The 26,475-nt window shown below is 73.4% G+C and carries 19 protein-coding genes and 1 tRNA gene; 2 read left to right on the plus strand and 18 right to left on the minus strand.

Translation table 11 applies throughout. From position 1 onward, the window contains the following. Positions 1-24: 24 nt before the first annotated feature. The 4 genes from AC07A6_RS09195 to AC07A6_RS09210 all read right to left on the minus strand — a co-directional run bounded on the left by AC07A6_RS09195 (position 25) and on the right by AC07A6_RS09210 (position 4,315). Positions 25-1,812: a DEAD/DEAH box helicase gene (locus tag AC07A6_RS09195; RefSeq protein ID WP_362469223.1), complete on the minus strand. Its 1,788-nt coding sequence runs from the start codon at positions 1,810-1,812 to the stop codon at positions 25-27. Positions 1,813-2,019: 207 nt separating this feature from the next. After that, complete coding sequence (locus tag AC07A6_RS09200; RefSeq protein ID WP_362469226.1) at positions 2,020-2,415, minus strand: type II toxin-antitoxin system death-on-curing family toxin; 396 nt, start codon at positions 2,413-2,415, stop codon at positions 2,020-2,022. Beyond that, entirely contained in the window at positions 2,412-2,618 is a 207-nt protein-coding gene (locus AC07A6_RS09205) for a hypothetical protein (protein ID WP_362469229.1), read from the minus strand. Before AC07A6_RS09205 ends, AC07A6_RS09200 begins: the two co-directional genes overlap by 4 nt. 218 nt (positions 2,619-2,836) lie before the next feature. Continuing rightward, positions 2,837-4,315: an MFS transporter gene (locus tag AC07A6_RS09210; RefSeq protein ID WP_478776628.1), complete on the minus strand. Its 1,479-nt coding sequence runs from the start codon at positions 4,313-4,315 to the stop codon at positions 2,837-2,839. 182 nt (positions 4,316-4,497) lie between these two features. Between AC07A6_RS09210 and AC07A6_RS09215 the strand changes: the two genes are divergently transcribed. Beyond that, positions 4,498-4,569 (plus strand) — tRNA-Cys (locus AC07A6_RS09215). Between the two features lie 78 nt (positions 4,570-4,647). On the opposite strand, the gene AC07A6_RS09220 is transcribed toward AC07A6_RS09215, so the two are convergent. The 11 genes from AC07A6_RS09220 to AC07A6_RS09270 form a co-directional block, all read right to left on the minus strand. Further along, on the minus strand, positions 4,648-6,990 hold the full coding sequence (locus tag AC07A6_RS09220) for a hypothetical protein (protein ID WP_478776629.1): 2,343 nt from the start codon (positions 6,988-6,990) through the stop codon (positions 4,648-4,650). A gap of 22 nt (positions 6,991-7,012) precedes the next feature. Continuing rightward, positions 7,013-7,426 carry a hypothetical protein gene (locus tag AC07A6_RS09225; protein WP_362469294.1) on the minus strand — a complete coding sequence of 138 codons (414 nt, stop codon included), beginning with the start codon at positions 7,424-7,426 and terminating at the stop codon, positions 7,013-7,015. Between the two features lie 53 nt (positions 7,427-7,479). Beyond that, positions 7,480-8,562 carry a type VII secretion-associated serine protease mycosin gene (gene mycP / locus AC07A6_RS09230; protein WP_478776630.1) on the minus strand — a complete coding sequence of 361 codons (1,083 nt, stop codon included), beginning with the start codon at positions 8,560-8,562 and terminating at the stop codon, positions 7,480-7,482. A 132-nt stretch (positions 8,563-8,694) separates the two neighbouring features. Further along, on the minus strand, positions 8,695-10,098 hold the full coding sequence (locus tag AC07A6_RS09235) for a WXG100 family type VII secretion target (RefSeq protein WP_478776631.1): 1,404 nt from the start codon (positions 10,096-10,098) through the stop codon (positions 8,695-8,697). Then, on the minus strand, positions 10,098-10,631 hold the full coding sequence (locus tag AC07A6_RS09240) for a DUF2563 family protein (RefSeq protein WP_478776632.1): 534 nt from the start codon (positions 10,629-10,631) through the stop codon (positions 10,098-10,100). Before AC07A6_RS09240 ends, AC07A6_RS09235 begins: the two co-directional genes overlap by 1 nt. Positions 10,632-10,733: 102 nt before the next feature. Beyond that, a complete protein-coding gene (locus tag AC07A6_RS09245) occupies positions 10,734-13,049 on the minus strand; it encodes a xanthine dehydrogenase family protein molybdopterin-binding subunit (RefSeq protein WP_362469316.1) in 2,316 nt (771 codons plus the stop codon). A 50-nt stretch (positions 13,050-13,099) separates the two neighbouring features. Beyond that, a complete protein-coding gene (locus AC07A6_RS09250) occupies positions 13,100-15,517 on the minus strand; it encodes a (2Fe-2S)-binding protein (RefSeq protein ID WP_478776633.1) in 2,418 nt (805 codons plus the stop codon). Further along, positions 15,514-16,467 carry an FAD binding domain-containing protein gene (locus AC07A6_RS09255; RefSeq protein WP_386272914.1) on the minus strand — a complete coding sequence of 318 codons (954 nt, stop codon included), beginning with the start codon at positions 16,465-16,467 and terminating at the stop codon, positions 15,514-15,516. Before AC07A6_RS09255 ends, AC07A6_RS09250 begins: the two co-directional genes overlap by 4 nt. Positions 16,468-16,820: 353 nt before the next feature. Then, positions 16,821-18,461 (minus strand): beta-N-acetylhexosaminidase, encoded by a 1,641-nt coding sequence (locus AC07A6_RS09260; RefSeq protein WP_478776634.1) that lies wholly within the window; start codon positions 18,459-18,461, stop codon positions 16,821-16,823. A 193-nt stretch (positions 18,462-18,654) separates the two neighbouring features. Further along, complete coding sequence (locus AC07A6_RS09265; RefSeq protein WP_007264396.1) at positions 18,655-18,939, minus strand: DUF3039 domain-containing protein; 285 nt, start codon at positions 18,937-18,939, stop codon at positions 18,655-18,657. Positions 18,940-18,967: 28 nt separating this feature from the next. Then, the gene (locus AC07A6_RS09270) at positions 18,968-19,528 is read right to left on the minus strand and encodes a YqgE/AlgH family protein (protein WP_125816781.1); all 561 of its coding nucleotides are present in this window, start codon (positions 19,526-19,528) and stop codon (positions 18,968-18,970) included. A 262-nt stretch (positions 19,529-19,790) separates the two neighbouring features. Here AC07A6_RS09270 and murA point away from each other — a divergent pair, with 262 nt between their 5' ends. Further along, a complete protein-coding gene (gene murA / locus AC07A6_RS09275) occupies positions 19,791-21,128 on the plus strand; it encodes a UDP-N-acetylglucosamine 1-carboxyvinyltransferase (RefSeq protein ID WP_007264398.1) in 1,338 nt (445 codons plus the stop codon). Positions 21,129-21,287: 159 nt separating this feature from the next. Here murA and AC07A6_RS09280 read toward each other — a convergent pair whose 3' ends face one another. The 3 genes from AC07A6_RS09280 to AC07A6_RS09290 form a co-directional block, all read right to left on the minus strand. Further along, complete coding sequence (locus AC07A6_RS09280) at positions 21,288-21,569, minus strand: HU family DNA-binding protein (protein WP_007264399.1); 282 nt, start codon at positions 21,567-21,569, stop codon at positions 21,288-21,290. 320 nt (positions 21,570-21,889) lie between these two features. Continuing rightward, entirely contained in the window at positions 21,890-23,323 is a 1,434-nt protein-coding gene (locus AC07A6_RS09285) for an NAD-dependent malic enzyme (RefSeq protein ID WP_362468281.1), read from the minus strand. A gap of 663 nt (positions 23,324-23,986) precedes the next feature. After that, a complete protein-coding gene (locus tag AC07A6_RS09290) occupies positions 23,987-26,293 on the minus strand; it encodes a HelD family protein (protein ID WP_478776635.1) in 2,307 nt (768 codons plus the stop codon). Positions 26,294-26,475: the final 182 nt, after the last annotated feature.

Consider the following 26,475-nt stretch of genomic DNA (forward strand, 5'->3'; position numbering starts at 1 on the left):
CCGTTTCCCGTTCTCAGGACCGGCTCACCGCATCCGGGTGGCCCACTCCTGCACCTTCTTGATCCGCTCCTTCAGCTGCCCCGCCGTCGCCTCCGCGCTCGGCGGCCCGCCGCACACCCGGCGCAGCTCCGTGTGGATCACCCCGTGCGGCTTCCCGCTCTGGTGGACGTACGCGCCCACCATCGTGTTCAGCGACTTCCGCAGCTCCAGCAGCTCCTTGTGCGAAACCACCGGCCGCCGCTCGGCCGGCAGCTCCAGCAGGTCCGACTCCGCGTCCGGCTTGCGGCGGCTGTGCGCGATCTGCCGGGACTGCCGCTTCTGCAGCAGCAGCTGCACCTGGTCCGGCTCCAGCAGACCCGGGATGCCGAGGTAGTCCTGCTCCTCCTCGCTGCCCGGGTGCGCCTGCATGCCGAACTCGGCGCCGTCGTACAGCACCCGGTCGAAGACGGCGTCGGATTCGAGGGCCTCGAAGGACATCTGCTCGTCCTCGCCGGTGTCCTCGTCCTCCTGCCGGTTCGCCTCCTCCATCTCCTTCTCGGACTCGGCGTACGGGTCGTCGTCCTCGCCCGCCTTCTTCGGCCGGTCCAGGACGTGGTCGCGCTCGACCTCCATCTCGTTCGCGAAGCCGAGGAGGTAGGGGATCGTCGGAAGGAACACGGACGCCGTCTCGCCGCGCCTGCGCGATCGCACGAAGCGGCCGACGGCCTGCGCGAAGAACAGCGGCGTCGAGATCGTCGTCGCGTACACGCCGACCGCGAGGCGCGGCACGTCGACGCCCTCGGACACCATGCGGACCGCGACCATCCAGCGGTCGTCGTTCGCGCTGAAGGTGTCGATGTTCTTCGAGGCGCCGGTGTCGTCGGAGAGCACGACGGTCGCCTTGGTCCCGGTGATCTCCCGGATCAGCTTCGCGTACGCGCGCGCCGCGTCCTGGTCGGCGGCGATGACGAGCCCGCCGGCGTCCGGGATGCCCTTCCTGACCTCCGTCAGGCGCTGGTCGGCGGCGCGCAGCACGTTCGGCATCCAGTCGCCGCGCGGGTCCAGCGCCGTGCGCCAGGCCTGCGAGATGGCGTCCTTGGTCATCGGCTCGCCGAGGCGGGCCTCGATCTCGTCGCCGGCCTTGGTGCGCCAGCGCATGTTGCCGCTGTAGGACAGGAAGATCACGGGCCGGACGACGCCGTCGCCCAGGGCGTTGCCGTAGCCGTACGTGTAGTCGGCGGAGGACCGCCGGATCCCGTCGTTCCCCTCCTCGTACGTGACGAAGGGGATGGGGTTGGTGTCGGACCGGAAGGGCGTACCGGTCAGGGCCAGGCGCCGGGTCGCCGGGTCGAAGGCCTCCAGGCAGGCCTCGCCCCAGGACTTCGAGTCGCCGGCGTGGTGGATCTCGTCGAGGATCACCAGCGTCTTGCGCTGCTCGCAGCGGTTGCGGTGCAGCATCGGGCGCACGCCGACGCCCGCGTAGGTGACGGCGACGCCGTGGTAGTCCTTGCTCAGCGGCCCGGCCGAATACTCGGGGTCGAGCCGGATGCCTATGCGGGCGGCGGCTTCCGCCCACTGCTTCTTCAGGTGCTCGGTCGGCGCGACCACGGTCACCTGCTGGACCACGTGGTGGTGCAGCAGCCAGGAGGCGAGGGTGAGCGCGAAGGTGGTCTTGCCGGCGCCGGGGGTGGCGACCGCGAGGAAGTCCCGCGGCTGGGTCTGGACGTACTTGTCGAGCGCCCCCTGCTGCCAGGCTCGCAGCTTGCTGGCGGTACCCCAGGGGGCACGGCCGGGGAAGGCGGGTGAGAGGTGGTGGGAGGCGGTAGTAGTCACGGTCTCCGGTTCGTTGCTCTCGGCGGTCGTGGCAGTCGTGGCCGTCCTCGCCGACGTGGTGGTCGTACGTAGGACAACCGGGCCACCTTACCGGCGCGGGCCCGCCCCTCGCGGAGGGACAGGCCCGTGACCTCGGCGGGTGCGGCGAGGGTCACACCGGCCGACCGCGGGCCGGACACCGGCCGGACACCCTCCGCCGCCCGCGCGTCACAGCGAGCGCAACCGCCGCGCGATCAAGGCGAGATCGGCCTCCCGGCCGGCCGCGACGTCCACGACCAGCCCGTACGCGCGGTCCTGGTCGGCCTCCGCGAGGTCCACCCCGTTCACGGCGAGGAAGGCCGCGGCGGCGAGCCAGGCCGTGCGCTTGTTCCCGTCGACGAGGGGGTGGTTCACGGCGATGCCGTGCAGCAGCGCGGCGGCCTGCTCGTAGAGGTCCTCATAGGCCGGGACCCCGAACATGCGTGCGCGGGGCCGGTGCACCGCCGACTCCAGCAGCCCGGGGGCCCGCAGCTCCACGGGCTGGTCCCGGGCCAGGCAGGCGTGCCGGGCGAGGTCCAGGACCTCGGCGAGGGTCAGGTGCCGGACCGGAACGGCGGCGCTCACTGCCCGAGCCTGTTCAGCAGCCCGGCGTGCCGCTCCGCCAGCCGGGCGGCCTCCGCCCCGACGCGGTCGCGCTCCCGGCGCAGGTGCGCCCGTACGGCCTCCAGGGCCAGGGCCTCGGGGGTCGAGGCGGTGGCGTCGGCGAGGTCGGCCAGCTCGGCACGCTCGGCGTCGGAGATCCGCAGGGTCAGCTCGTTCACGTTCACGAGCGGAGCGTAACCAGCGGGCGCGATCGACCCCACCCGTTTTCCGGCCCCGGCCCGACGGGGCGGGTCCTCCCCGGACCCCCGGGCCTTCCAGCCCCGCCGGCGTTTGAGGCGCGGGTCCGGGCAGCGCCCGGGGAACGGTGGAAGGGCGGGTAGGGGACGGCCCCGCGCAGCGGCCCACCGCCCGCGCAGCGCAGGCCCGGCGGGGGGGGCCGGACTCAGGCCCCCGAGGGCTCCGGCTGCGGCTCCGGCTGCGGCGGGTCCAGGCGGGTTGCGACCCACGCTCCGACCAGGGCCACGCAGGCCATCGGGAGGAACACCACCAGGAACGCCGCCGGGTGCGAGCCGGCGGCCCCGGACGCCGAGGCGGCCCCGTGCCCCGCGCCCACCGCCCCACCGCCCAGCGCGGCGAACGCGGCGCCCCCGGCCGCCAGCAGCACCACGTTCGCCAGGGCGTCCGAGATCTGCAGCGCGGCGGAGTTCGCGCCCGCCTCCTCCGGCGCGGACAGCTTCAGCAGCAGCACGCTCGTCGAGCCGATCACCAGCCCCATGCCGAGCGAGCCCACCGCCCAGGCCAGCGCCAGCGTCCACACCGGCACCGCCTCGACCAGCACCGCCGGGGCCGCCGCGATGGCCACGGCCACCATCACCATCCCGGCGACCATCAGCCGCTCCCGGTAGGGCGCCGTCCGGCCCTGCGACTGCACCCACGACCCCAGCGCCCACGTCACCCCGCCCAGCGCCAGCGAGAAGCCCGCCCACGTCGGGCTCAGGCCGCGCTGGGTCACCAGCATCAGCGGCACGAAGCTCTCCGCCCCGATGAACGCCCCCGCCGCCACCCCGCGCAGCAGCACCACCGACGGCAGCCCGCGCCGCGCCCGGTACGTGCCGCGCGGCAGCAGCCCCAGCACCGCCGGCACCAGCAGGGCCGCACCCGCGACACCGGGCAGCAGCGACAGCCACCGCAGGTCCTGGGCGGCGTACTGGAGCAGCCCGGCCCCCAGCGAGATCCCGAGCGCCAGCCGGATGCGCCGCCGGTCGAACGCGACGGGCGAGGCGGGATCCACCGGCCCGGACGCGGTGCGCCGGATCGCGGGCAGCGCCACCATCAGCGGTACGACGACCAGCGCGGGGATCCCGAGGAACACCCACCGCCAGCCCAGGTGCTCGGTGACTGTCCCCGCCGCCAGCGGCCCGACGATCGACGGCACCACCCAGCTCGCGGCGAAGGCCGCCATGATCGCGGGCCGCAGCCGCTCCTCGTAGGCCCGGCTGACCACCACGTACAGGGCGACGATCACCAGCCCGCCCCCGAACCCCTGCACCGCCCGCCCGAGGACGAACACCCCCATCAGCTGCGCGGTCCCGGAACACACCAGCCCGGCGGCGAAGGCCCCGATCCCCACCGTCAGCGGCCGCAGCGGCCCCTGCCGGTCGGCCCACTGCCCGGACAGCACCATGGCGAAGAGGCTGGTGGTGAAGTACGCCGAGAACCCGAAGGCGTAGAGCCCGATCCCGTCCAGCTCCCGCGCGGCGACGGGCATGGCCGTCCCGACGGCGGTGGCCTCGAAGGCGATCAGGAAGATCACGGAGATGATCCCGACGCTGAGCGTCCGGTACGCCGGCCCGAGAATGCCGCCCTGCGGCGGCGGGGCGGCGACGGTGGTCTCGGATATCCCGGGTTCAAGGGCGCTCATCGCCCCAGAGTAAGGTTCACGCGCCACTCTCGCCCCTGTCATTTCGACCGATCCCGCCTCGGCCGCACGACCTAGGTCCGCGAGCCCGTGTGAACGCCGCATGGCAGTCACATTGCAGCCCCCGCGCCACCCTTCCCCCCGCCGCGCCGGGCCCCGTACGTTCGTACTCGTCACCACCACACAGCCGTGTGCCCGAGTGGTTGAGGGACTCGCCTGCAAAGCGAGTTACGCCGGTTCGATTCCGGTCACGGCTTCTGCGCAGCAGCACGAAGGCCGTCCGGGCGATCTCCCCGGACGGCCTTCGCCGTGCCCCGGGAGGCTCACGCGGCGGCCTACTTCGTCTGCGCCTCGTGGCCCTGCTGCCGCGCGACGGAGTTCCCGGACACGTACCCGACCCGCACCGACTCGGCGAGGTCGTTGCCGAAGTCGCCGTTGAGATCGATGCCGTGGCGCTCCGCGAACTGCCTCATGGGCGCCTCGGCGCTGTGCTCACCCGCCTGGAACATCGCCTTGTTGGAGGCGTGCGCCTGCCCGGCGACCCCGTCCTTGTGCTTCTCCTTGGCCTCGTCGGACCACTCCCCGATGACACCCGAGGCGGCCTGCCCCACGGCACCGCTGCCGGTGTCCACGGCCAGCGGGACGACGACCGCCGCCGCGCCGGCCGCGGCGGCCGTGGCCGGCAGGAAGGCCACACCGGCGGCGATCGCGGCGGTGGTGCCGAACTCCACCCAGTGCGAGCTCCGCTCGTGCGCCTTCTCGTACGCCGCGTGCTCCTTCTCGCCGGCCGCCCGGACCTGATCGGCGCGGGACTCGTCGAGGATGCCCTGGACCTCGGCACCCGTGCGGACCACCGACCGGGCCCGGCCCTGGTCGACGGTGCCGTCGTGCACCGTGCGGCTCTCCAGGACGCTCGCGGTGTGGACGCGTTCGGCGGTGGACACGGTGGCGTAGGCGTCGGGGTGCTGCCCCAGCGCGGCGAGCAGGTCACGGGCCTCGCCGCGCTCGAACGTCGCATGCGCCTGCCTGCCGTCGGCCCCCGGGGCGAAGACGCTCTGGTCCCCCTTGCCGTCCAGAGCCCGGTTGACGTCGTCGATGTACCCGGCCGTCATGCGGCCCACGCTGTCCGCGAGGCCCTCCTGGTGCTTGAGCAGCCCGGCGTCGCCGCCGTACGTCAGCACGGCGGCCTCCATGACCCGCGCTCCGGCCTCGGTCCGGTGGAGTTCCGGCGCGGGGTCGTCCCATGCGTGGCCGAGGGCGGCCGCCTCCAGGGCGTGGCCGAGGGCGTCGGGCATGTACGTGCGGGCCTTCGCCAGGTCGGCCGGGCTGGTGCCCGTCGTGTCGGTGGTGGAGCGGTACCCCTCGTTGGCGAAGAAGTCGAGGTAGCCGGCGACCTGCCTCCCCTTCGCGTCCTTGCCGAGGTCGGGGGCGCCGGACCGCACGCTGCCGTCCGGGGCGTAGGCGTGGAGGGGCCGCTCCGGGTCGAAGAACTCGGCCGCGGCCACCGGGCTGTGCCCCAGGGCCTCCAGGAAGCCGACGACGGGGTCGTAGCCGGCGCCGTTGACCCCGGAGGGGTTCAGCAGGTTCCTGCCGGGGCCGGCTCCCAGGTGGCGGCCCCGGTCGAAGAAGCCGGGGTCCTTGGCGTGGATCTGGGTGGCGTGCTCGGCGATCGGGACCAGGAACTTGGGGTCGTAGTTCCCGTAGCGCATGATCCCGCCGAGCAGCTGGTACCCGAACGGCGGGTTCTGCTCGTACCGCCCGAGGGGAATCTGCTGGGTGCCGAGCCGGCGCAGCTCCTGGGCGTATCCGTCGGGCAGGTGCGGCTCGGTCGTGGAGCGGGTGGCGGTGGCCAGGTTGAGGCCGAGGTTCTTCTGGAGCTCCTGGACGTCCGTCAGGCGCTGTTCGTCGAGGCGGCCGTAGGGGTGGGTGTCGGTCGCCATGGTGCCGAAGAACCGGAGCGCGCCCTCGGGGCCGAGGTTCGCGTAGAAGGCGGTCGCGAACTCCGGCTTGGCGGCGTTGTCGGCCAGCAGCTCGTTCAGCTCCGCCAGCTCGGCGTGCGAGAGGTCGCGGCCCTTGCGGGCGAGGTCGGTCGCACGGCCCGCCTGCTCGGCGGTGACGCCGGCGTACTTCGGGGCGGTGAAGTCGTGGTCGTCGGCGAGGTTGGCGCCGAGGAGCCGGGCGAGGGACCGGTCCACGTCGTCACAGGCGTCGACGGCCGTGTCCACCGCCGCCTGCCAGCGCGGCCGGTTGACGCGGAGGGACTCCTGGTAGTCGGGGTCGTGGCGCGCCGCGTGCCGGTCGGCGTCGGTGGCCAGGGGCAGCGCCTCGACCTTCCCCTTCCCGTCCACCCGGAAGCCCGCGGCGGGGGCCTCCTCCTCGGCGATCTTCCTCAGCCGGTCGCGGGAGGACCGGAAGGTGTCGTGGCCCTGTGCGAGGGCCCGGTGGACGCCCTCGGCCTCCTTGGCGGCGTCCTCGAACTCCTTGGCCGTCCTGTCGACGAACGGCCGCGCCACGCCTGCGGTGACCCCGCTCCACTCGGCCTTGTCGGACTTGGCCTTCATGCCGTTGCGGGCGGCCTCGGCCAGCTCCTCCAGCTTGGCGGCCATGGCCTGCCAGTCGCGGACGGCAGTGGCCAGCTTGTCGATCGGGGCGTTCAGCACGTTCTCGTACGTCACCACGGCGGTGCCTCCTCGCTGCCGGCTACTTGAGGTAGGCGTCGAGCTTGGAGGTGGTGAACTCCGCGTAGAGGCACTGCTCGTCCCTGCGGTGGGAGGCGAGCGAGTAGTTCAGCCCGTTGGAGATCTGCGCGCAGGCGGCGGCGAGGGTCTTGACCTGGGACTCCCACCGGGTGTTCGCCCTGGCGAGCGCGGCCCCGCTGCCGAAGCCCTCGCGCGACAGCGCGGAGGCGGCCTCGGCGGAGGCGGTGGCGGCGTGCCGGCCGTCGGCCTGGAGGCGGGAGTGCAGCTTGTGCGCCTCGCTGCCGATGGCGCCGATGTGGTCCTGGTTGAGGGCGAGGTCGGCGGGGGCCGCCGTCGCCGCCGACTGGTTGAGGCGGGTCGAGATGTTGGCCGCGGCGGTGGCGCGTGCGGCGGACCACTCCTCTTCGAAGGACATCCCTGTGCGCTCCCCACTCCGTGTCTGCGCCTGCGCCTGCGCGTGCGCCTGCGTCAGGGCCTCGCCCGCCGTACGACGACTGCGGCGACGGCCCCGCCGATGAGGACACAGGCCCCCAGCCCGAGAGCGATCCAGGGCGGACCGTCGCCGTCGCCGTCGCCCTTGTCTACCGCAGCGCCGGCCTGCGGCGCAGCGGTCGGGCTGTTCTTCCCCCCGGTCGGGGGAACCGGGCTCCCCGGTGTTGCCGCCCCGGCGGCGGCGAGGTCGGGCAGCGGGTACACGTCCGCCGGGCCGGGGTCGCCGGGGGTGGGGAGGGCGATGCGGGGGCGGACGACGCCGTAGCCGATGTAGTCGTTGCGCTCGACGCCGTCTACGGGCTTGCCGGCGGTGTTGAGGAGGACGCGGAGGATCTGGTTGTTGGTCCAGGTGGGGTGGGCGGACCAGAGGAGGGCGGCGGAGGCCGAGGTTAGGGCGGTGGCGTCGCTTGTGCCGTGGCTGGTGCACAACCCCGTCTTCCGCGTACACGCGGTAACGATGTCGACGCCAGGTGCGGACATGTCTACCTGTGCACCATGCTCCGACTCCTTCGTCGCCTGGCCATCAGAGTCCACTGCGGCTACGCCAACCACCCCCGGCGTCGCAGCTGGATAGTTAATTCTATTGAGGGTATCCCCCTCGTTCCCAACAGCAGCGAAGATCAATTTCCCCTTCGATACTGCGTACTTAACCGCTTCAGCTCGCGCCCGGTCATCCTCTGGCTTACCTGACCGACCCTGGGAGATGTTGATGATCTGTGCTTCCGAGTCCGCAGCAAATCGGATGGCATCCACCCACGTTGGGGTAGAAGCCTCCTCCAAAATGTTGGGCACCCTGATCGGGAGGATCTTAGCTCCGGGCGCAAGGCCGTAGGCACCATCCCCGCTAGGGTGCCTACCAGTACCGGCAATTATGGCGGCCATGCTCGTACCATGACCGTCATAGTCGTCGCGCGCGTCGCTATTGCCATCCCCGGCAGGAAAAGCCTTCCCCTGCAGAACCTGGCCATCTAGCTCGGGAATCCGGCCGACGCCGGTATCGATGACAGCAACCGTCACGCCTTTACCAGTGCTGATCTTCCAGATGTCGTCGGCCTTCATGGCATCGAGATGCCACTGCTGCTCTCGGATGGTCTGCGCATGCGCCGGGGTCACCGCAACCCCAACCAGCAGGAGACCCGTGAGGGTCGAAGTCAGCCTTCGCGTGCGCATCCCGTGCAATGTCCGTTTCGCTCAGTCGATCACCGGAGGGACAACGCGACGGTTGCCCTGCCAGGTCTCTTCGTCCTCGGCCAGGTAGCCGGGTCGTTGGCCCCCCTGACCTCCACGTTGCCTGCCCGCAGCCGGTGAAGCAGTGCCACTGTGACCCACAGTGCCGACACCCGCCCCACGTACAAGGCCCGACCCGCCCTGGGTGAACGCCTGGCCACCAGTTGCCGCTTGTCGCCCACCGACAACTCCCCCCGGCTCCATGGCCAGTCGGCGACCAGTCGCTTGGCCACCTGGAGTGCCGTGCGGAGCGCTAAAGCCGCCACCCATCATTCCAGGCATAGCGCGACCGCCAGCATGTGGACCATCTGCGCCGATGACCGTGCCGCGAGGGATGCCTGCGCTCGACCCGCCGGTGGCAATGGGCCGACCACCCACGATCCCCGCATCGCGTGCGGGTGGCACGGGAAGGCCGCCAACCTTGCCGCCGATGCCCACGGGAGACTGTCCACCCGGGAATGAGCCACCGCCCAGCCCTGGCGTCCCAACCACGGGAGGCATCGGCAATGGCGGTGTCGAGGAAATCGCATCAATGCCACCAGCGCCAACCGGAAGCGCTGTTGGGGGCAGCGGCCTGTCCGGGAGCATGGCAACGTGGTCGATGTCCACGTTTACGTCGCGGCCCGGCGTGACGGGCAACGGGGACAACGGCTGCCCCTCCGCCGGAAGCACCGGATGAACCAGTGAGGGTTGGTTGACTGACGGCTGCCCAAATGCCTGAGGTACTACGCTGGCCGACCCTGCGGCCGCGTACGACGACTCGCCACCTACTCCGCCCGCGCCTCCTGAAGAAGCTCCTGGGCGTTCACGGACCTTCTCATCTCCGAAACTGGTCGGCTCGACATCCCCCGGCGGCGGCGGAAACGTCGGCGGTACCGCCCAGTTCATCTGCGTCGCCGACGCCTCGTACGACTGCGCCAGCTTCGTAAGCTGCTGCACCGCCTGCTGGTGGTCGCCGGTCAGCTTCGAGTGGGCGGTCTGGCCGAGCTTCTGCGCGTCCGGGTCGTTGTGGTACTTGCGGGCCGCTTCCAGGTTCTCGGCCGCCGCCGTGTCGTACTTCGGGGTGTTGGCCTTGACCTCCACCATCGTCTGGGCGGCGCTCTCCATCCACGTACCGGCGACTTCGCTGAACTTGCCCAGCGCCAGCGTGGCGCTGCCCGTGCGGCTCACCCAGTCCTGGAAGGAGTGCGCCGCCTCGCCCTCCCAGCCCTTGACCCGGTGCCGCTTGAGGCTGTCGCCGATCTCGTTCAGGGCCTTCGCCGCGTCCGCCAGCTGCGTCGCACGCGCCTTGACCGTCTCCGGGTTGACGGACGCGATCATCGCGAGCAGCTGCTCGTGCGAGTGGCCCTCGAAGTTCGTCGTCGCCATCAGATCGTGCCCTTCGACGTGCTCGGGTTCGGGGTCGGAGCCGGAGCCGGAGCCGAAGGCTGGGCGTGCTTCTGGGCCTCGCGCTCCTGCTGGACCAGGGGGTCGCGGTCCGGGACGTAGGCCTCCTTCGACTGCTTGACCAGCGCCCGCATACGGGCCTGCGTCTCCTCGTCCACGCCGCCGTAGCCCTTGCCCGCCGTCAGGATGGCGATGCCCAGCGCCTCGATCTGGCCCGCCAGCCCCGCGGACAGCTTCTGCAGTTCGCCGTGGACCGTCTCGTACGCCTTGAACAGGGCGTCCGCCTCCGCGAAGCCCGTGCCCAGGGTGCCCGCCGGCAGGGTGCCGTGGGCCAGTTTGCGGGCGTCCGCCTCCGAGCCGTCGAGGGTCTTCAGCAGCGCGTCGACCCGGTTCTTGTAGTCGGTCAGCGAGTCGTACTCGACCTCAAGGGCCCTCGCCTGGGCCATCAGGCCGGCCGCGACATCGCCGGCGACGTTCACCCCCAGCAGCCCCGGACCTGCGTTGTCCACCGCCACGATGCCTCCCCCGCTCCCCGTCCCCGTTCGCACCCGCTCGCGAGTCACTCGCCAGTCACTCGCCAGTCACTCTAACGATCGGCGCCGACAGGCCCCAAGCGGCTAGGAGTTGGGCACCGCCGGCACTGGCGCCGCGACCGCCGCCGATGGCCGGATCGGGATCCTGTTCACGGGCCGGCCCGTCGCCGCGCGGACCGCCGAGGCCACCGCCGCCGGGGTGGTCACCACCGGGACCGCGCTCGCCGCCTTCGCGCCGAACGGGGCCACCACGTCCCGCTCCTCCACCAGCCGGACGATGCGCACCGCCGGGGCGTCCAGGGACGTCGGCAGGGCGTAGCCCGTCAGGTCGGGGTGGCGGACCAGGCCGGCGACCGAGCGGAGGTTCTCCGTCAGGGCCGCGCCGACGCCCTGGGTGACGCCCGCTTCGATACGGGCCTCCAGCTGGCGGGGGTTGAGGACGCGGCCGACGTCCTGGGCGACGGCGAGCTCCACCACCCGGACCGTGCCCAGCTCGATGTCCACGTCGACGACCGCGCGGATCGCGCAGAAGGCGAGGCCGACGAAGGCGTCGCCCTGGCCGTCCGAGTCCAGGGGCTCCGTGGGGTGCGGGCGGCACTGGGCGGTCGCCCAGAGCTCCTTGCCCTCTATGGCCTCCGCGACGGTCATCGAGAAGGCCCCGTCGTACGACGTGATCCGGCCGTCCTGGATCTGCAGGAGTTCCGTCGACATGCCGAGCTTGTGGGCCATGGGCTGGAGGAGCTGCGTACGGACCATCTTCGCGGCCCGTTCGACGGCCCCGCCCGAGACCCAGGTGTGGCGGCCGTGGGCCGCGGGTCCCGCCGGGGGCTGGTCGGTGTCGACGGGGGCGCAGGACACCTCGTCGATGCCGAGGACCTCCTGGACGATCTGGCGGGCGAGGGTGGCGAACCCCTGCCCGGTGTCCACGGCCGCGCAGATGACGGTGGCGGCGCCGCCGACCACCTTCACGGTGGCGGTGGAGACCTCGTCCGCGCCCTCGGCGCCGAGCATGTGGACCATGCCCACGCCGTAGCCGACGCCGCGCCGCACCGCGCTGGGTTCACCGGCGCCCTCGGGGCCGCCGGGCAGCAGCCACTCCTCCTCCGGGGTGTCCTTGGGGAGGGAGGGGAGGGGGAAGTCGCGGACCGAGCGCAGGAGTTCGGCGACGGGGGCCGGGCAGGTGACGGTCTGGCCGGTGGGGAGCAGGTCGCCGGTGGCCAGGACGTTGCGCATGCGCAGCTCCGCGCCGTCGATGCCGAGGGCGGCGGCGAGCTTGTCCATCTGGCCCTCGTACGCGGCGCAGACCTGCATGGCACCCTCGCCCCGGACGTGGCCGGAGGGCGGGTTGTTCGTGCGGACCGCCCAGCCCTCGACGAAGGCGTGCGGGACGACGTACGGGCCGCAGGCGAAGGCCACGGCCGCCGCGAGGGACTCGGCGGAGGCGTCGGCGTAGGCGCCGGCGTCCATCAGGATCTGGGCCTCGACCTTGACCAGCCGGCCCTCGGCGTCCGCGTGGTGGCGGTAGCGCAGCAGGGTCGGGTGGCGGTGGGCGTGGCCGAGGAAGGACTCCTCGCGGGTGGCGGCCAGCTTCACCGGGCAGCCGGTGCGCAGGGCCAGCAGGCCGAGCGGCAGCTGGAAGGCGGCGTCCTCGCGGTCGGCGGTCGCGCCGGGGACGCCGGTGACGACGACGCGGACGCGGTCCGGCTCCAGGCCGAAACAGGCGGCGGCGAGGTCGCGGTCGGTGTGCGGGTCGGTGGAGGCGGTGTAGATCTCCACGCCGCCGTCGGGGCGGGGCACGGCGAGGCCGGCCTCGGCGCCGATGGGGGCCGGGTCCTGGCGGCCGATCCGGTAGAGGCCCTCGACGACCACTTCGCCGGTGGCCTCGGGGTCGCCGTAGCGCAGCGGGATGTGCCGGATCAGGTTGCCGTCCGGGTGCAGCGGGGCCGCGCCGAAGGACTGCTCGGGGTCGGTGACGGCGTCGAGGAGTTCGTACTCGACGATGATCGCGGCGGCGGCGAGGCGTGCCGTGTCGGGGTGGTCGGCGGCCACGGCGGCGATGGGCTCGCCGTGGTGGCGTACGACGTCGTGGGCGAAGACCGGCCGGTCGGCGATGCGCCGGCCGTGGGTGGCGGCGCCGGGGACGTCGGCGTGGGTGATGACGGCGCGCACGCCGGGCATCTCGGCGGCGGCCGAGGTGTCGATGGAGCGGATGCGGGCGTGGGCGTGCGGAGAGCGGAGCACGGCCGCCCACAGCAGGCCCTCGGCCCACAGGTCGGCGGCGTAGGGGAAGGTGCCCTCGGCCTTGGCGCGGGAGTCCGCGGACGGGACGGAGACGCCGATTCCGCGCAGGGGGCGCGGCTGTTCGGTGTCGCCGTCGGTGCCGAGGCTGACCGTCGCCATGGTGGTGGTCGTGGTGGTGCCGGCCGTCGCCGTGGCCGCGTCCTGCCCGCTCACGCCATGCCTCCGTTGTGCTGGTCCCCGCCGAATCCGTTCCCGTGCGGGCCGCCGAGTCCGTCGTCGGGTCCGTGTGGCCCGCCGAGTCCGTCCGGTCCGTGTGGCCCGCCGAGTCCGTCCGGTCCGGGAAGTCCGTCCGGTCCGGGGAGGCCGATCAGGAAGCCCCGGCCGTCGGTCCCGTGCGGGCCCACCTGGCCGTCGAAGCCCGTCTGGCCGTCGAAGCCCGTCTGGCCGCCGTCGAACACGCCGGAGCCCGGGTTCGAGCCGAAGGGGTCGAAGCCGTCCGTCCCGTGTGCCGCCTGGTGGGCCGGGTGGATCCCGCCCTCCCCGGGCTGCGCCTGGTGCGGGATGAGCGCCTCGGCCTCCGCCGCCGCCTCGGCCGCGGCGGTCTCGCGCTCGGCGACGACCTCGCGGACCGCCTCGATGACGCCCTTGTAGCCCGAGCAGCGGCAGAGGTTGCCGCACAGCGCCTGGCGGGTCTCCAGGTCGCTGGGGGCGTGGTTGCCCTCCAGCAGGTCATGGATGGTCATGGCCATGCCGGGTACGCAGAATCCGCACTGCACCCCGCCCGACCTGCACAACGCCTGCTGCACGTCCGAGAGTTCCCCGCCGCTCGCGAGGCCCTCGACGGTGCGCACCTCGCTGCCGGCCGCCGTCGCCGCCGGGACCAGGCAGGAGGCGACGAGCCGCCCGTCGACCTGCACCGCGCAGGCTCCGCACTCGCCCTGCGAGCAGCCGTCCTTGGCGCCGGCCAGGCCGAGGCGCTCGCGCAGCACGTACAGCAGGGACTCGCCGATCCACGCCCCGGTGACGGGCCGGTCGGCGCCGTTGACCCGCAGGACGTACGACGCCGACGGGTGCTCGTGCTGGGCGACGGCGGGGGTCCGCTCTTCCTCGTACGCGGTCTCCTGGACCGGGAAACTCCCGGTGTCGCCCTCGCCCGGAGGCGTCACACCGCTGTCGGCACCGCCGTCACCCGGCACGGGCGCGGCCTCCGCTTCGGCCGGAGCCGCCGCCGGGGGCTCCGCGAAGCCGGGTCCGGCGCTCTCGCCGCCCCCGGCGCCGCCGTCGGCCTCCACCGGACGCGGCCGCTCGCCCTCGACCGGCATCCCGGCCGGGCCGTGGGAGGCCTCGATGTCCGGGGCGGCCGCGGGCACGGCCTCGGGCTCCGGCCCGGCCTGGAGGTAGCCCTCGGGCAGCGGGGTGCCCACGCCGGGGCCGCCCAGCACCCTCGGACCGCGTCCGGCCGACGGGGCGGCCGCGGGCGCACCGGCGGCGCCGCCCGGGAGCACGCCGGAGCTCAGCAGCACCCCGGGAGCCGCCTCGGGCGCCGCGGGCTGCTCCCAGGGGGCGGGGGTCCCGCCGGCCGGCACCGCCGGGGCGGGCCGGTCCCAGCCGCCGTCCAGGGCGGGGTCGCCGGCGCCGGCGGGCAGCGTCCACTGCCCGGTGGCCATCGGGTCCGCCGGGCGGTGCACCGCCTCGGGGAACTGCCACTCGGCGGTCGCGCCGGGATCCGGGTCGGCGTGGGGGCCGGAGTAGGGGTCGGTGTGCGGGCCCGTGTGCAGCCCGCCGCCCAGCGTCCCGTGCGGGCCGCCACCAGCCGGCTCGGCATGCGGCACACCGCCGTGGACACCGCCGTGCGGGTCCGCATGCGGGTCGGCGTGCGGGTCGGCGTGCGGCACACCGCCGTGCAGCCCGGGGTGCGCACCGTGCGGATCGGCATGCGGGCCTGCATGCGGCTCGGAACGCAGGTCCGCATGCAGGTCGGCATGCAGGTCCTCATGCGCATCGGCGTGCAGGCCGGAACGCAGGTCCGCATGCGAATCGGCGTGCGACGCCCCCTGCGGCTCCGCGTGCAGCGCGCCCGACGGGTCGAAGTGCAGCCCGCCGCCCAGCGTGCCGTGCAGCCCACCGCCCAGCGTCCCGTGCGGCCCGCCGACGGCCGGCTCCGCGTGCACGGCACCGCCCTGCGGCTCGGCCTCCGCCTCCCCGGCGGGCGCCGCGAACGCGGCCGCCACCGACGCCGGGAGCGGGATCGACGCCGGGATCGGCGCGCGGGCGGGCGCCTGTGCGGCGGCACCGGCGGCCGGGCCCGCGCCCGCCCCGGGTGCCGTCCCCGAGCCGGCGTCCGGCCACTGCACCGGCATCGTCCAGGTGCCGGTGGCGGAGGGGTCCGCACTGCCCGACCCCAGCGGCACGATCATCGGCGGCGGCACGAAGCCGTGCCCGGGCGCCGCCAGCGGCTCCCCGCGGTCGAGCGCGTCCAGCATCTCCTGCGGCAGCTGCACGAAGGCCGTGGCCTCGTTGTCGTACTCGCCGCCCTGCGGGACCGGCTCCCAGCCCCAGCCGTTGCCGGCCCCGGCGGCCTGCCCCGCGTTCCCCGTCGTTCCGCTCACGTTCTCGTTCTCGCTCATGAGGTCAGCGCCCTCCCCAGGGCCCTGCGCGCCAGCACGGCCACCGTCCGCCGCAGGTGCAGTACCGCCGAGGACACCTGCTCCCCCTGGTCGGGCACGCAGGCGGCCGCGACGTACTCGCCGAACGCCTCCAGTGCCTCGGGGGCCAGGCTGCGGTCCCCGTCCCAGTCGATCAGCGAGGCCACCCACTGCTCGGCCTCCAGCGGCCGCAGCGGCATCGGGGCCACCGCGCCGATCGCGCACCGCACTCCGCGGCGCGCGGGGTCCAGCACGAGCCCCACGGACGCCACCGCGCGGCCCGGGCCGGTGCGTCCGGTGGCCTTCAGGAACACCTGCGGGGCGTGCAGCAGCGGCACCCGCACGAAGCCGATCAGTTCGCCCGGCCGCAGCATGTCGCGGCCGGCCAGCAGGTGGGAGACGGGGATCTCGCGCTGCGAGCATCCGGTGTCGCCGAGGCTGCCGGGGCCGACGATCACCAGCTCCGCCTCCAGCGCGGCCAGCACCGGCAGGGCGTCACCGGTCGGCGCGGCCGAGGCGATGTTGCCGCCGAGGGTGCCGGCGTTGCGGATCTGCGGCGGGCCGGCGGCCCGGGCGGCCGCGGCCAGCGCCGGGATCAGAGCGGCGAAATCCGGCCGTCCCATCCGGGCGTGCGTCAGTCCGGCGCCGAGCAGCGCGTGTCCGTCCTGGTACTGCCAGCCGCGGATCTCGTTGATCCGGCCGAGGCCGACCAGGGCGGCGGGGCGCAGCAGCCCGGCGTTGACGGCGGCCATGAGGTCGGTGCCGCCCGCCACGGGCACGGCCGCGGGCATGGCGGCGAGTGCCGCGACGGCCTCGTCGAGCGAGGCCGGCAGCAACACGGACTGCGCCCGCTCCGCCTGCGGCCCGAGAGCCGAGTGCGGTGCGTGCGGCCCCTGAGCCGAATGCGGTGTGTGCGGTGCGTGCGTGGTCAACCCGGCTGCCCCTTCCCGATGTCCCGGTCCCGGCGCTCACGCCTGTCCGCCGTACGGTACGTGCTCACCGCCGGGACGTGGCAACTCTGGCACATCTTCGGGACCGCCCGGCGCGAGGGTCGCCCGCGTACGGGGTGCCGGCCCGCGCTCCGGCGCCGTCCGCGCGCGGCCGGGGCGGGGCCCCCGGACGGGGCGTGCGGGCGGGCCGGCGCCGCCCGCGGCAGGGTCGGGCGACCCTGCACCCGAACGTCCGTTTTTCCCCGGATCGGCCTCCTTTGAGCGAGAGTTCCAAAGGTTCCCGAAGAGTTCCGCTTCCGGACAGGCGGCGCCGGAGCGCCCCCCGTGCCCCCGGGTCACACGATCGGGGGCGCGCCTTCGAGCGGGCGTCCCACGACCCCCGGCCGCCGCTGCCACGGCAACGGTCCGGCCGGTGGCCGGTAGTCGACCCCGAGGGCGTCCAGGCGGGCCAGGTGGGCGGCCGTGCGTGCCTCGAAGCCGGCCCAGTCACGGGATTCCGGTTCCGGCAGCCGCGACCACACCGTCTCGGCGAAGGCAGCAAGCCGGGGGAACACCTGGTAGTCCACGCGGGACTGGTTCTCCATCACCTCGGTCCACACGTTGGCCTGCGCGCCCAGCACGTGCGCGGCGGCCTCCGGCGACAGCTTCGGCGGCACCGGCTCGAAGCGGTAGACGTCCTCCAGGGTGCGCACGTACCCGATGGGCATCGGCTCGTCGGGGCCGTCCGCCTGACGGTGGTCCAGGTACACCTGCTGCTCCGGGCACATCACCACGTCGTGCCCGGCCTCGGCGGCGGCGACGCCGCCCGCGTAGCCGCGCCAGGAGGAGACGGCGGCGCCGTCGGCGAGTCCGCCCTCCAGGATCTCGTCCCAGCCGATGAGCCGGCGGCCGCGGGCGGCGAGCCAGCCGTCGAAGTGCCGGATGAACCAGGACTGCAGTCCGTCCTCCCCGTCCACGCCCAGTTCGCGGATGCGGGCCTGCGCGGCGGGCGAGTCCCGCCACTGCTCCTTGGGGCACTCGTCGCCGCCGACGTGGACGAACGGCGAGACCTCGGCCGGGAAGAGCTCCAGCAGCTCCTCGAAGACCCCTTCGTAGAAGCGCAGTACCTCCTCGGTGGGGGCGAGCACGTTCTTGCTGATGCCCCAGTCGTCCCACACGCCCAGCGCGGCGGTGTCCACGACGTCCGCGTTGCCCAGCCAGGGGTAGGCGGCGATGGCGGCCTGGGAGTGCCCGGGCACGTCGATCTCGGGGACGATCCGCACGTGCCGCTCGGCCGCGTAGGCGACGATCTCGCGGATGTCGTCCTGGGTGTAGAAGCCGCCGTGCGGGGTCTCGTTCCACAGCGGGGAGGCGCGGTGGCCCCAGCGGCTGCGGGCGCGCCAGGCGCCCACCTCGGTGAGCCGGGGGTGGCGCCGGATCTCGATCCGCCAGCCCTGGTCGTCCGTCAGGTGCAGGTGGAGCACGTTCAGCTTGTGGGCGGCGAGCAGGTCGACGTGGCGCAGCACCCCGTCCTTGGGCGTGAAGTGCCGGGCGGTGTCCAGCATCATGCCGCGCCATCCGAAGCGGGGGCTGTCGGCGATGGCCGCGTGGGGCAGGCTCCAGGTCCGCCCGGGCCGCAGGGGTGCCCGCCGGTACGCGTCGGGGCCGAGCAGCTGACGCAGCGTCTGGGCGCCCCAGAACAGGCCGGCGGCGTCCCCGCCGGTCAGCTCCACGCCGTCGGCGCCGATGTCGAGCCGGTACGCCTCGGGCCGCAGCCCGTCCGCTCCCCCGGCCTCGATCCGCAGCCGTACGTCGCCCCGCGCGCCGGCGGCGGGGGCGGGGAGGGCCCATCCGGTGGCGGCGCCCACCTCCCGGCGCAGCCAGCGCGCGACGCCCCCGGTGCCGGGCCCGGCGTCGAGCAGGGGCTCGGGCCCGAAGGTGTGGCGACGCCCCTCCGGGTCGGGAACGGCGCTCTCGGGCAGCGGGATCAGGTCCATGCGTCAGTCCTCCGCGTCGGCCGGCCGGTCGCCCGCGCGGGGGCGGCGGCCGGCCCGCGGAGTCCCGCTCGGCACCCGTCCCCGCGGGGCGACGCTCGTCGCGCCGACCCTAACCCGCCCCGCGCACACGGCGAAGGCCCCCGGACGCGCTCGCGCGCATCGGGGGCCTTCGGCGGCGGAAGCCGGGACCTCGCTACTTGTCCTTGCCGCCCTTGTCCTTGTCGCCGCCGGCGCCCATGGACTCGTAGATCTCCTTGCACATGGGGCAGACGGGGTACTTCTTCGGGTCACGGCCCGGGACCCAGACCTTGCCGCAGAGCGCGACGACGGGGGTGCCGTCGAGCGCGCTCGCCATGATCTTGTCCTTCTGGACGTAATGGGCGAAGCGCTCGTGGTCGCCGTCGCCGTGGGACACCTGCGGCGTCGGTTCTACGAGGGTCCCCGTACCAGTCCCGCGCTCGGGCTCAAGAGTGCTCATAAATCCAGGGTACTGAACCCCGCCGGGCTCAGTTCAGCGACGGGTCGTCCAGATAGGTGGCGACCATCGCGAGCTCGCTGCGCTGGCGGCGCAGCACCGCCCGCCACAGCCGTTCGGGGTCGGGGTAGGAGACGTCGCCCGGTTCGGAGTCGACGACGTACCAGGCGCCGTCGCCGAGCTCGTCCTCCAGCTGGCCGGGGCCCCATCCGGAGTACCCGGCGAAGATGCGCAGGGCGCCGAGGGCGGTGGCGAGGAGTTCGGGCGGGGCCTCCAGGTCGACGAGGCCGATCGCCCCGTGGACCCGGCGCCAGCCGAGCGGGCCCTCCTCGCCGGGTATCACCGCGACGCCCAGGGCGGAGTCCAGTGCGACGGGGCCGCCCTGGAACACCACCCCCGGATCGCCGGCCAGCGGGGCCCAGGGGAGCAGGATGTCGCGGACGTCCACGGGGGTGGGCCGGTTGAGGACCACGCCGAGCGAGCCCTGCTCGTCGTGGTCGAGCAGCAGCACCACAGCGCGGTCGAAGTTCGGGTCCGCGAGGGCGGGGGTGGCCACGAGCAGCCGCCCTGTGAGGGAGGACACCTCGGTCATGGGCACATGATCTCGCACAATCGCCCCTCGGGGGGAGCGGGCGGCGGTATCGGATCAAGCGCAGCTCAGGGCGCACGGCGGCAGAGAGGAGCGCGCGCCGCTCCGTGCGCCGGAACGCGACACTCCGCTACCTGGCGGACACCGACCGTGTTGTGCCGTATTCATGACAGTCCTACGGCCCCGTCACCCATACAAACATGGGGGTGGTGGCCCTTACCCTTACGTCTGGTCCCCTGCCCATCCACTCCGGAACGCGAGATCCATGACCGGCAACGATGTCCTGCTTGTCCACGGCGGAACCCCGCTTGAGGGCGAGATCCGTGTCCGCGGTGCGAAGAACCTCGTGCCGAAGGCCATGGTGGCCGCCCTGCTCGGCAGCGAGCCGAGCCGGCTGCGCAATGTTCCCGACATCCGTGACGTGCGGGTCGTGCGCGGTCTGCTCCAGCTGCACGGCGTGACCGTGCGCCCCGGCGAAGAGCCGGGCGAGCTGATCCTCGACCCGACCTACGTCGAGAGTGCGAACGTCGCCGACATCGACGCGCACGCGGGCTCCTCCCGCATCCCGATCCTCTTCTGCGGCCCGCTGCTGCACCGCCTCGGCCACGCCTTCATCCCGGGGCTGGGCGGCTGCGACATCGGCGGCCGTCCGATCGACTTCCACTTCGACGTGCTCCGCCAGTTCGGCGCGACCATCGAGAAGCGCGAAGGCGGCCAGTACCTGGAGGCACCGCAGCGCCTCCGCGGCTGCAAGATCCGCCTGCCCTACCCGTCGGTCGGCTCGACCGAGCAGGTCCTGCTGACGGCCGTCCTGGCCGAGGGCGTGACCGAGCTCAGCAACGCCGCCGTCGAGCCGGAGATCGAAGACCTCATCTGCGTCCTGCAGAAGATGGGCGCGATCATCTCCGTGGACACCGACCGGACCATCCGGATCACCGGTGTCGACCGCCTGAGCGGCTACAACCACAAGGCGCTCCCGGACCGCCTGGAGGCCGCGTCCTGGGCTTCCGCGGCCCTGGCGACCGGCGGCAACATCTACGTGCGCGGCGCCCAGCAGCGCTCGATGATGACCTTCCTGAACACGTACCGGAAGGTCGGCGGCGCCTTCGAGATCGACGACGAGGGCATCCGCTTCTGGCACCCGGGCGGCCCGCTGAAGGCCATCGCCCTGGAGACGGACGTGCACCCCGGCTTCCAGACCGACTGGCAGCAGCCGCTGGTCGTCGCCCTGACGCAGGCCACGGGCCTGTCGATCGTGCACGAGACGGTGTACGAGTCCCGCCTGGGCTTCACCTCGGCGCTGAACCAGATGGGTGCTCACATCCAGCTGTACCGCGAGTGCCTGGGCGGCAGCGCCTGCCGCTTCGGCCAGCGCAACTTCCTGCACTCGGCGGTCGTCTCCGGCCCGACCAAGCTGCAGGGCGCCGACCTGGTCATCCCCGACCTGCGCGGCGGGTTCTCGTACCTGATCGCGGCGCTGGCGGCCGAGGGCACCTCGCGCGTCCACGGCATCGACCTGATCAACCGCGGCTACGAGAACTTCATGGAGAAGCTCCAGGAGCTCGGCGCCAAGGTCGAGCTGCCCAACGGCGACCTGGTCTGATCATCTCCCCGCAGGGGCCCCACGGGGCCCCTGCCGGGCCCCCTGCGGGGCCCTGGAAAGGCCTGAGGGCGGCCACCCCGTACGGGGTGGCCGCCCTCGGCCGTTCTACGTACCACTGCCGTCCCGAGGGCCTCTGCGGCCCTCGGCACAAGGGCGGTACTACTTGCCCTTGGCGGCTTCCTTGAGCTTGGAGCCCGCGGAGACCTTCACGCTGTAGCCGGCCGGGATCTGGATGGGGTCGCCGGTCTGCGGGTTGCGCGCGGTGCGAGCGGCACGGTGGGTGCGCTCGAAGGTCAGGAAGCCGGGGATGGTGACCTTCTCGTCGCCCTTGGCGACGATCTCGCCGACGGTCTCGGCGAGCGCGGCCAGAACGGCGTCGGCGTCCTTGCGGGTCACCTCGGCGCGCTCGGACAGAGCGGCCACCAGCTCACTGCGGTTCATGTTGTACTCCCGTGTTCAACTTGCCTTAGAGGCGTGAGATCGAAGCCGATGCTGCCAGGGCCCTAGGACAGTGCCCGGACCCGGGTCTGAACGTCAGACCCTCTCGCCCGGTTACGCATCCTGCCCCCACCAGCGGCGGGAAAGCCAATCCGGCACCCGCCAGGGTCACACGAAAAGCGCCACAGTCACGCCGCGGTGACGCTCCGTCCGCACCAGGGGCCCCGGGGGATGGCTCCGGGGGATGCGGACCGCGGGCCACGCGGGCATCCCCGCAACCCTATGGGCGCCCTGCCGGGCCCGCATCCCGCGACGCGCCGGTATCAGGCCGTGGGCCCCGTCACAGCGGGGGCCTGGGCGGCCTGCGCGGCCTTGCGGACGGCGCCCGCGACGGCTCCGGCGACCTTGTCGTTGAAGACGGACGGGATGATGTAGTTCGCGTTCAGCTCGTCCCGGCCGACGACGTCGGCGAGGGCGGTCGCGGCGGCCAGCATCATGTCGGTGTTCACGGTGCGCGACTGGGCGTCGAGCAGGCCGCGGAAGACGCCGGGGAAGACCAGGACGTTGTTGATCTGGTTCGGGAAGTCCGAGCGTCCGGTGGCCACGACGGCGGCGGTCTGGCGCGCGATGGCCGGGTCGACCTCCGGGTCCGGGTTCGCGAGCGCGAACACGATCGCGCCGTCGGCCATGGCGGCGACGTCCTCGCCCGAGAGCACGTTCGGGGCGGAGACGCCGATGAAGACGTCCGCGCCGACCACGGCCTCCTTGAGGGTGCCGGTGTAGCCCTCGGGGTTGGTGTTGTCGGCGATCCAGCGCAGCGGGGAGTCCGGCGCGGCGTCGACCAGGTCGGGGCGGCCGGCGTGCACGACGCCGTGGATGTCGGCGCTGACGGCGTTCTTGACGCCCGCGGCGAGGAGCAGCTTGAGGATGGCCGTACCGGCGGCGCCGGCGCCCGACATGACGACCTTGACGTCCTCAACTGCCTTGCCCACGACGCGAAGTGCGTTGGTGAGGGCGGCGAGGACGACGATGGCGGTGCCGTGCTGGTCGTCGTGGAAGACGGGGATGTCGAGGGCCTCGCGCAGGCGGGCCTCGATCTCGAAGCAGCGCGGCGCGGAGATGTCCTCCAGGTTGATGCCGGCGAAGCCCGGGGCCATGGCCTTGACGATGGCGACGATCTCGTCGGCGTCCTGGGTGTCGAGGCAGATCGGCCAGGCGTCGATGCCGGCGAAGCGCTTGAAGAGGGCGGCCTTGCCCTCCATGACGGGCAGCGCGGCCATCGGGCCGATGTTGCCGAGGCCCAGGACGGCGGAGCCGTCGGTCACGACTGCGACGGAGTTGCGCTTGATGGTGAGGCGGCGCGCGTCCTCGGGGTTCTCGGCGATGGCCATGCACACGCGGGCGACACCCGGGGTGTAGATCATCGAGAGGTCGTCGCGGTTGCGGATGGGGTGCTTGGACGACATCTCGATCTTGCCGCCGAGGTGCATCAGGAAGGTTCGGTCGGAGACCTTGCCGAGGCTGACGCCCTCGATGCCGCGGAGCTTCTCGACGATCTCGTCGGCGTGCGCGGTGGAGGTGGCGGCGATGGTGACGTCGATACGGAGCTTCTCGTGCCCGGAGGCGGTGACGTCGAGGCCGGTGACCGACCCTCCGGAAGACTCCACGGCGGTGGTGAGCTGGGAGACCGCGGTTCCGCTCGCGGGCACTTCCAGGCGGACCGTCATCGAATACGAGACGCTGGGCGCCGTTGCCATGGCCGTGTTTCCTCTTCTGTCCCTGGTTTCGCTGTACACGGATCCCGCCCCACACCGTCCTGGGATGGGCAGGTGCGGCAGGACCTGTTGTCCGATCGTCCCACCTACCAGCCGGTACAAGGTAACCAGCTACAAATTTCGGAAAGACTCTTCCACCATACGAGAGAATCTTGGCGCCCGGAATGGTGGGTTAATACAAAACAGGTCCGCGCCCCCCACTCGGTGGAGGGCGCGGACCTGTATTCACGGCTAAGACACCGACCCGCCATGCTCGCCTCGCGGCAAGTGGTCGCTCTAAGCGACGAAGGTTGGGCCCGGGGGCTTGGATCGAGCCGGTGTCGTACCCAGGCTAACAAAGGATCGCCGGAAGCGGTCCCCCCTCCCGCGAGTTGGACACCCCGGATCACGCGCCTGGCCGCGAGCCGTCCGGGGGGCGGCCCGGAGGGGGGAAGGAGGGGGAAGGAGGAGGGAAGGAGGAGGTCACGCACGGTCAGGGGGACGCCGTGCCGTGAACGTCCCCGGTGGACCCTGGCGGACCCCCGGTGGACCTTGGCGGACCCCGGCGGACCCCCGGTGGACCCCCGGCGGACCTCCACCACGGCTCCGGCAGAGCTGTGGCGGGCGCCCACCGGGGCGGGCCGGTCAGGGGCGCAGGAGCGGGCGTCACGGCCGCAGGAGCTCCGGGACGCCGTCCGCGCCCGGCTTGTCGCCCTCCGCCGAGACCACCGTCAGCTGCTGCGTCGCACGCGTCAGCGCCACGTACAGCACCCGCAGGCCCGCCGGGGACTCCTCCGCGATCTCCGCCGGGGACACCACCACCGTGGCGTCGTACTCCAGGCCCTTGGCCTCCAGGCTGCCCAGCGCCACCGCCCGCTCACCCAGGTCCGCCAGCCAGCCCGCGGCCTCCGCGCGCCGGTCCATGGCCACGACCACGCCCACCGTGCCGTCCACCTGCTCCAGCAGCCGCCGTGTCTCCTCCCGCACCGCCGCGCCCAGGTCCTCCCCGGCCGCCGTGAAGCGGGGCTCCAGGCCCGTCGAGCGCACCGCCGTCGGCGGCTCCATGCCCGGCATCGCCAGCTCCAGCACCCGGGCCGCCACCTCGGCGACCTCGGCCGGGTTGCGGTAGTTCACGGTCAGCGTGAACCGCCTGCGCGGCCGGGAACCGAGCGCCTCGTCCCGCGCCGCCGCAGCCTCGTCCGGGTCCGTCCACGAGGACTGCGCCGGGTCCCCGACCACCGTCCAGGTACCCGTCCGGCCCCGCCGGCCCACCATCCGCCACTGCATCGGCGTCAGGTCCTGCGCCTCGTCCACGATCACGTGCGCGTACTCGGTCCGCTCGGCCGCGATCCGCTCCGCCCGCTCCCACTGGGTCTCCTCGCGGGTCGGCATCAGCTCCTCCAGCCCGCTGAGCTGGTCCAACGGGTCCATCTCCCGCTTCCGCTTCGGCCGCGCCGGCGCGCCGAGGAGCTGGTTCAGCTCGTCCAGCAGCGCCACGTCGTGCACCGAGAGCGGGCCGGAGCCGTCCGCGCCGACCCGGCGCAGCGAACGCGCCAGCTGCCGCGTCTCGCGCGGGTTCAGGTCCCGCCGCGACCAGCGGCCCAGCCGCCGCTCGTCGGCCATCGCCGCCAGCACCCGGCGCGGGGTCAGCTCCGGCCACCAGGCGTTCAGGAAGCCGAGGAAGTCCTCCTCGGTGGAGATGTCCTCGTCGAACGCGCTGCGCAGTTCGGCCGCCAGCTCCGGATCGCTGTGCCGGCCGGACGCGCCCGTCTTCGCGTACAGGGCGTCCAGGAGCAGCTTGCGGGCGCGCGGACGCAGCAGGTTCACGGGGGCGGTGCCGCCGAGCACGTTCTGCCGGATCCGGTTCAGCTCCGGCGCCTCCAGCTCGACGCGGCGGCCGAACGCCACCACGCGCAGCCGCTCCGGCGCGTCGCCCAGCTCCAGCGCGCCGCGGACCGCCTTGCGGAGCACCTTCAGCATGCGGGAGGAGCCCTTGATCCGGGCCACTGGCGGCTCGTCGTACGTGGTCGCCTCGGCGCCGTCGACGAGGGACCCGAGCGCCCGGATCGCGACCTGGCCCTCCTCGCCGAGCGAGGGCAGGACGCCCTCGGTGTAGGCGACGAGGAGAGGGGTCGGGGAGACGATCAGGATGCCGCCCGAGTAGCGGCGGCGGTCCTGGTAGAGGAGGTACGCGGCACGGTGCAGGGCCACGGCCGTCTTCCCGGTGCCCGGCCCGCCGGCCACCTCCGCGACGGAGGCGGCGGGGGCTCGGATGACCAGGTCCTGCTCGGCCTGGATGGACGAGACGATGTCCCGCATGGTGTGCGTACGGGCCCGCCCGAGGGCGGCCATCAGAGCGCCGTCGCCGATGGCGGGCAGCTCCCGGCCGTCGAGGGAGGCCGTGACCTCCGGGCGCATCAGGTCGTCCTCGACACCGAGCACCTTGCGGCCCTTGGAGCGGATCACGCGGCGGCGGATGACGCGGCCGGGGTCCTTGGGGGTCGACCGGTAGAACGGCGCGGCCGCGGGGGCCCGCCAGTCGATGACGAGCGGCGAGTAGTCGGAGTCGAGCACGCCGATCCGGCCGATGTGCAGGGTCTCCGCGATGTCGGCGGTGAGATCGGCGCGGATCGCGTCGTCGGCCGGCTCGACGGAGGTGTAGGCCCCGTCGGGGCCGCGCTCCCCGTCCTTGCCGAGGACGAGGTCGATCCGGCCGAAGAGGAAGTCCTCGAACTCGTTGTTGAGCCTGTTGAGGTGGATCCCGGCACGGAACACCTGCGCGTCCCGCTCGGCGAGCGCCCCGGGCGTGCCGACCTGGCCGCGCTTGGCGGCGTCGTTCATGAGGAACTCGGCCTCGTGGATCTTCTCCTCAAGGCGTCGGTACACCTGATCGAGATGCGTCTGCTCGACCGCGATCTCCCGATCGCGAACGGAATCCGCCGTGCTGTCGACAGCGGCATTCTGCGCGGCCACCAAGGCCCCCTTCTGACGTGCATGGGCGACCGTCAACCGTACGCGAATCCGGTGGGTCTCCGCACGCCGGTCTTGCGGGGTGGAGGAGGTGGGGCGGGGTGGGGCGGGGTGGGGCGGGGTGGGGCGGGGTGGGGCGGGGTGGGGCGGGGTGGGGCGGGGTGGGGCGGGGTGGGGCGGGGTGG

The organism is Streptomyces sp. NPDC044002 (genome assembly GCF_056434525.1).

Excerpts from the sequence above, each read along its gene's own strand:
- mycP (WP_478776630.1), bottom strand. The coding sequence starts at position 8,562 with ATGAAGGCCGACGACATCTGGAAGATCAGCACTGGTAAAGGCGTGACG.
- AC07A6_RS09285 (WP_362468281.1), bottom strand. The coding sequence starts at position 23,323 with ATGGCAACGGCGCCCAGCGTCTCGTATTCGATGACGGTCCGCCTGGAA.
- AC07A6_RS09250 (WP_478776633.1), bottom strand. The coding sequence starts at position 15,517 with ATGAGCGAGAACGAGAACGTGAGCGGAACGACGGGGAACGCGGGGCAG.
- AC07A6_RS09260 (WP_478776634.1), bottom strand. The coding sequence starts at position 18,461 with ATGGACCTGATCCCGCTGCCCGAGAGCGCCGTTCCCGACCCGGAGGGG.
- AC07A6_RS09245 (WP_362469316.1), bottom strand. The coding sequence starts at position 13,049 with ATGGCGACGGTCAGCCTCGGCACCGACGGCGACACCGAACAGCCGCGC.
- murA (WP_007264398.1), top strand. The coding sequence starts at position 19,791 with ATGACCGGCAACGATGTCCTGCTTGTCCACGGCGGAACCCCGCTTGAG.
- AC07A6_RS09270 (WP_125816781.1), bottom strand. The coding sequence starts at position 19,528 with ATGACCGAGGTGTCCTCCCTCACAGGGCGGCTGCTCGTGGCCACCCCC.
- AC07A6_RS09225 (WP_362469294.1), bottom strand. The coding sequence starts at position 7,426 with ATGTCCTTCGAAGAGGAGTGGTCCGCCGCACGCGCCACCGCCGCGGCC.
- AC07A6_RS09265 (WP_007264396.1), bottom strand. The coding sequence starts at position 18,939 with ATGAGCACTCTTGAGCCCGAGCGCGGGACTGGTACGGGGACCCTCGTA.
- AC07A6_RS09210 (WP_478776628.1), bottom strand. The coding sequence starts at position 4,315 with ATGAGCGCCCTTGAACCCGGGATATCCGAGACCACCGTCGCCGCCCCG.
- AC07A6_RS09280 (WP_007264399.1), bottom strand. The coding sequence starts at position 21,569 with ATGAACCGCAGTGAGCTGGTGGCCGCTCTGTCCGAGCGCGCCGAGGTG.
- AC07A6_RS09235 (WP_478776631.1), bottom strand. The coding sequence starts at position 10,098 with ATGGCGACGACGAACTTCGAGGGCCACTCGCACGAGCAGCTGCTCGCG.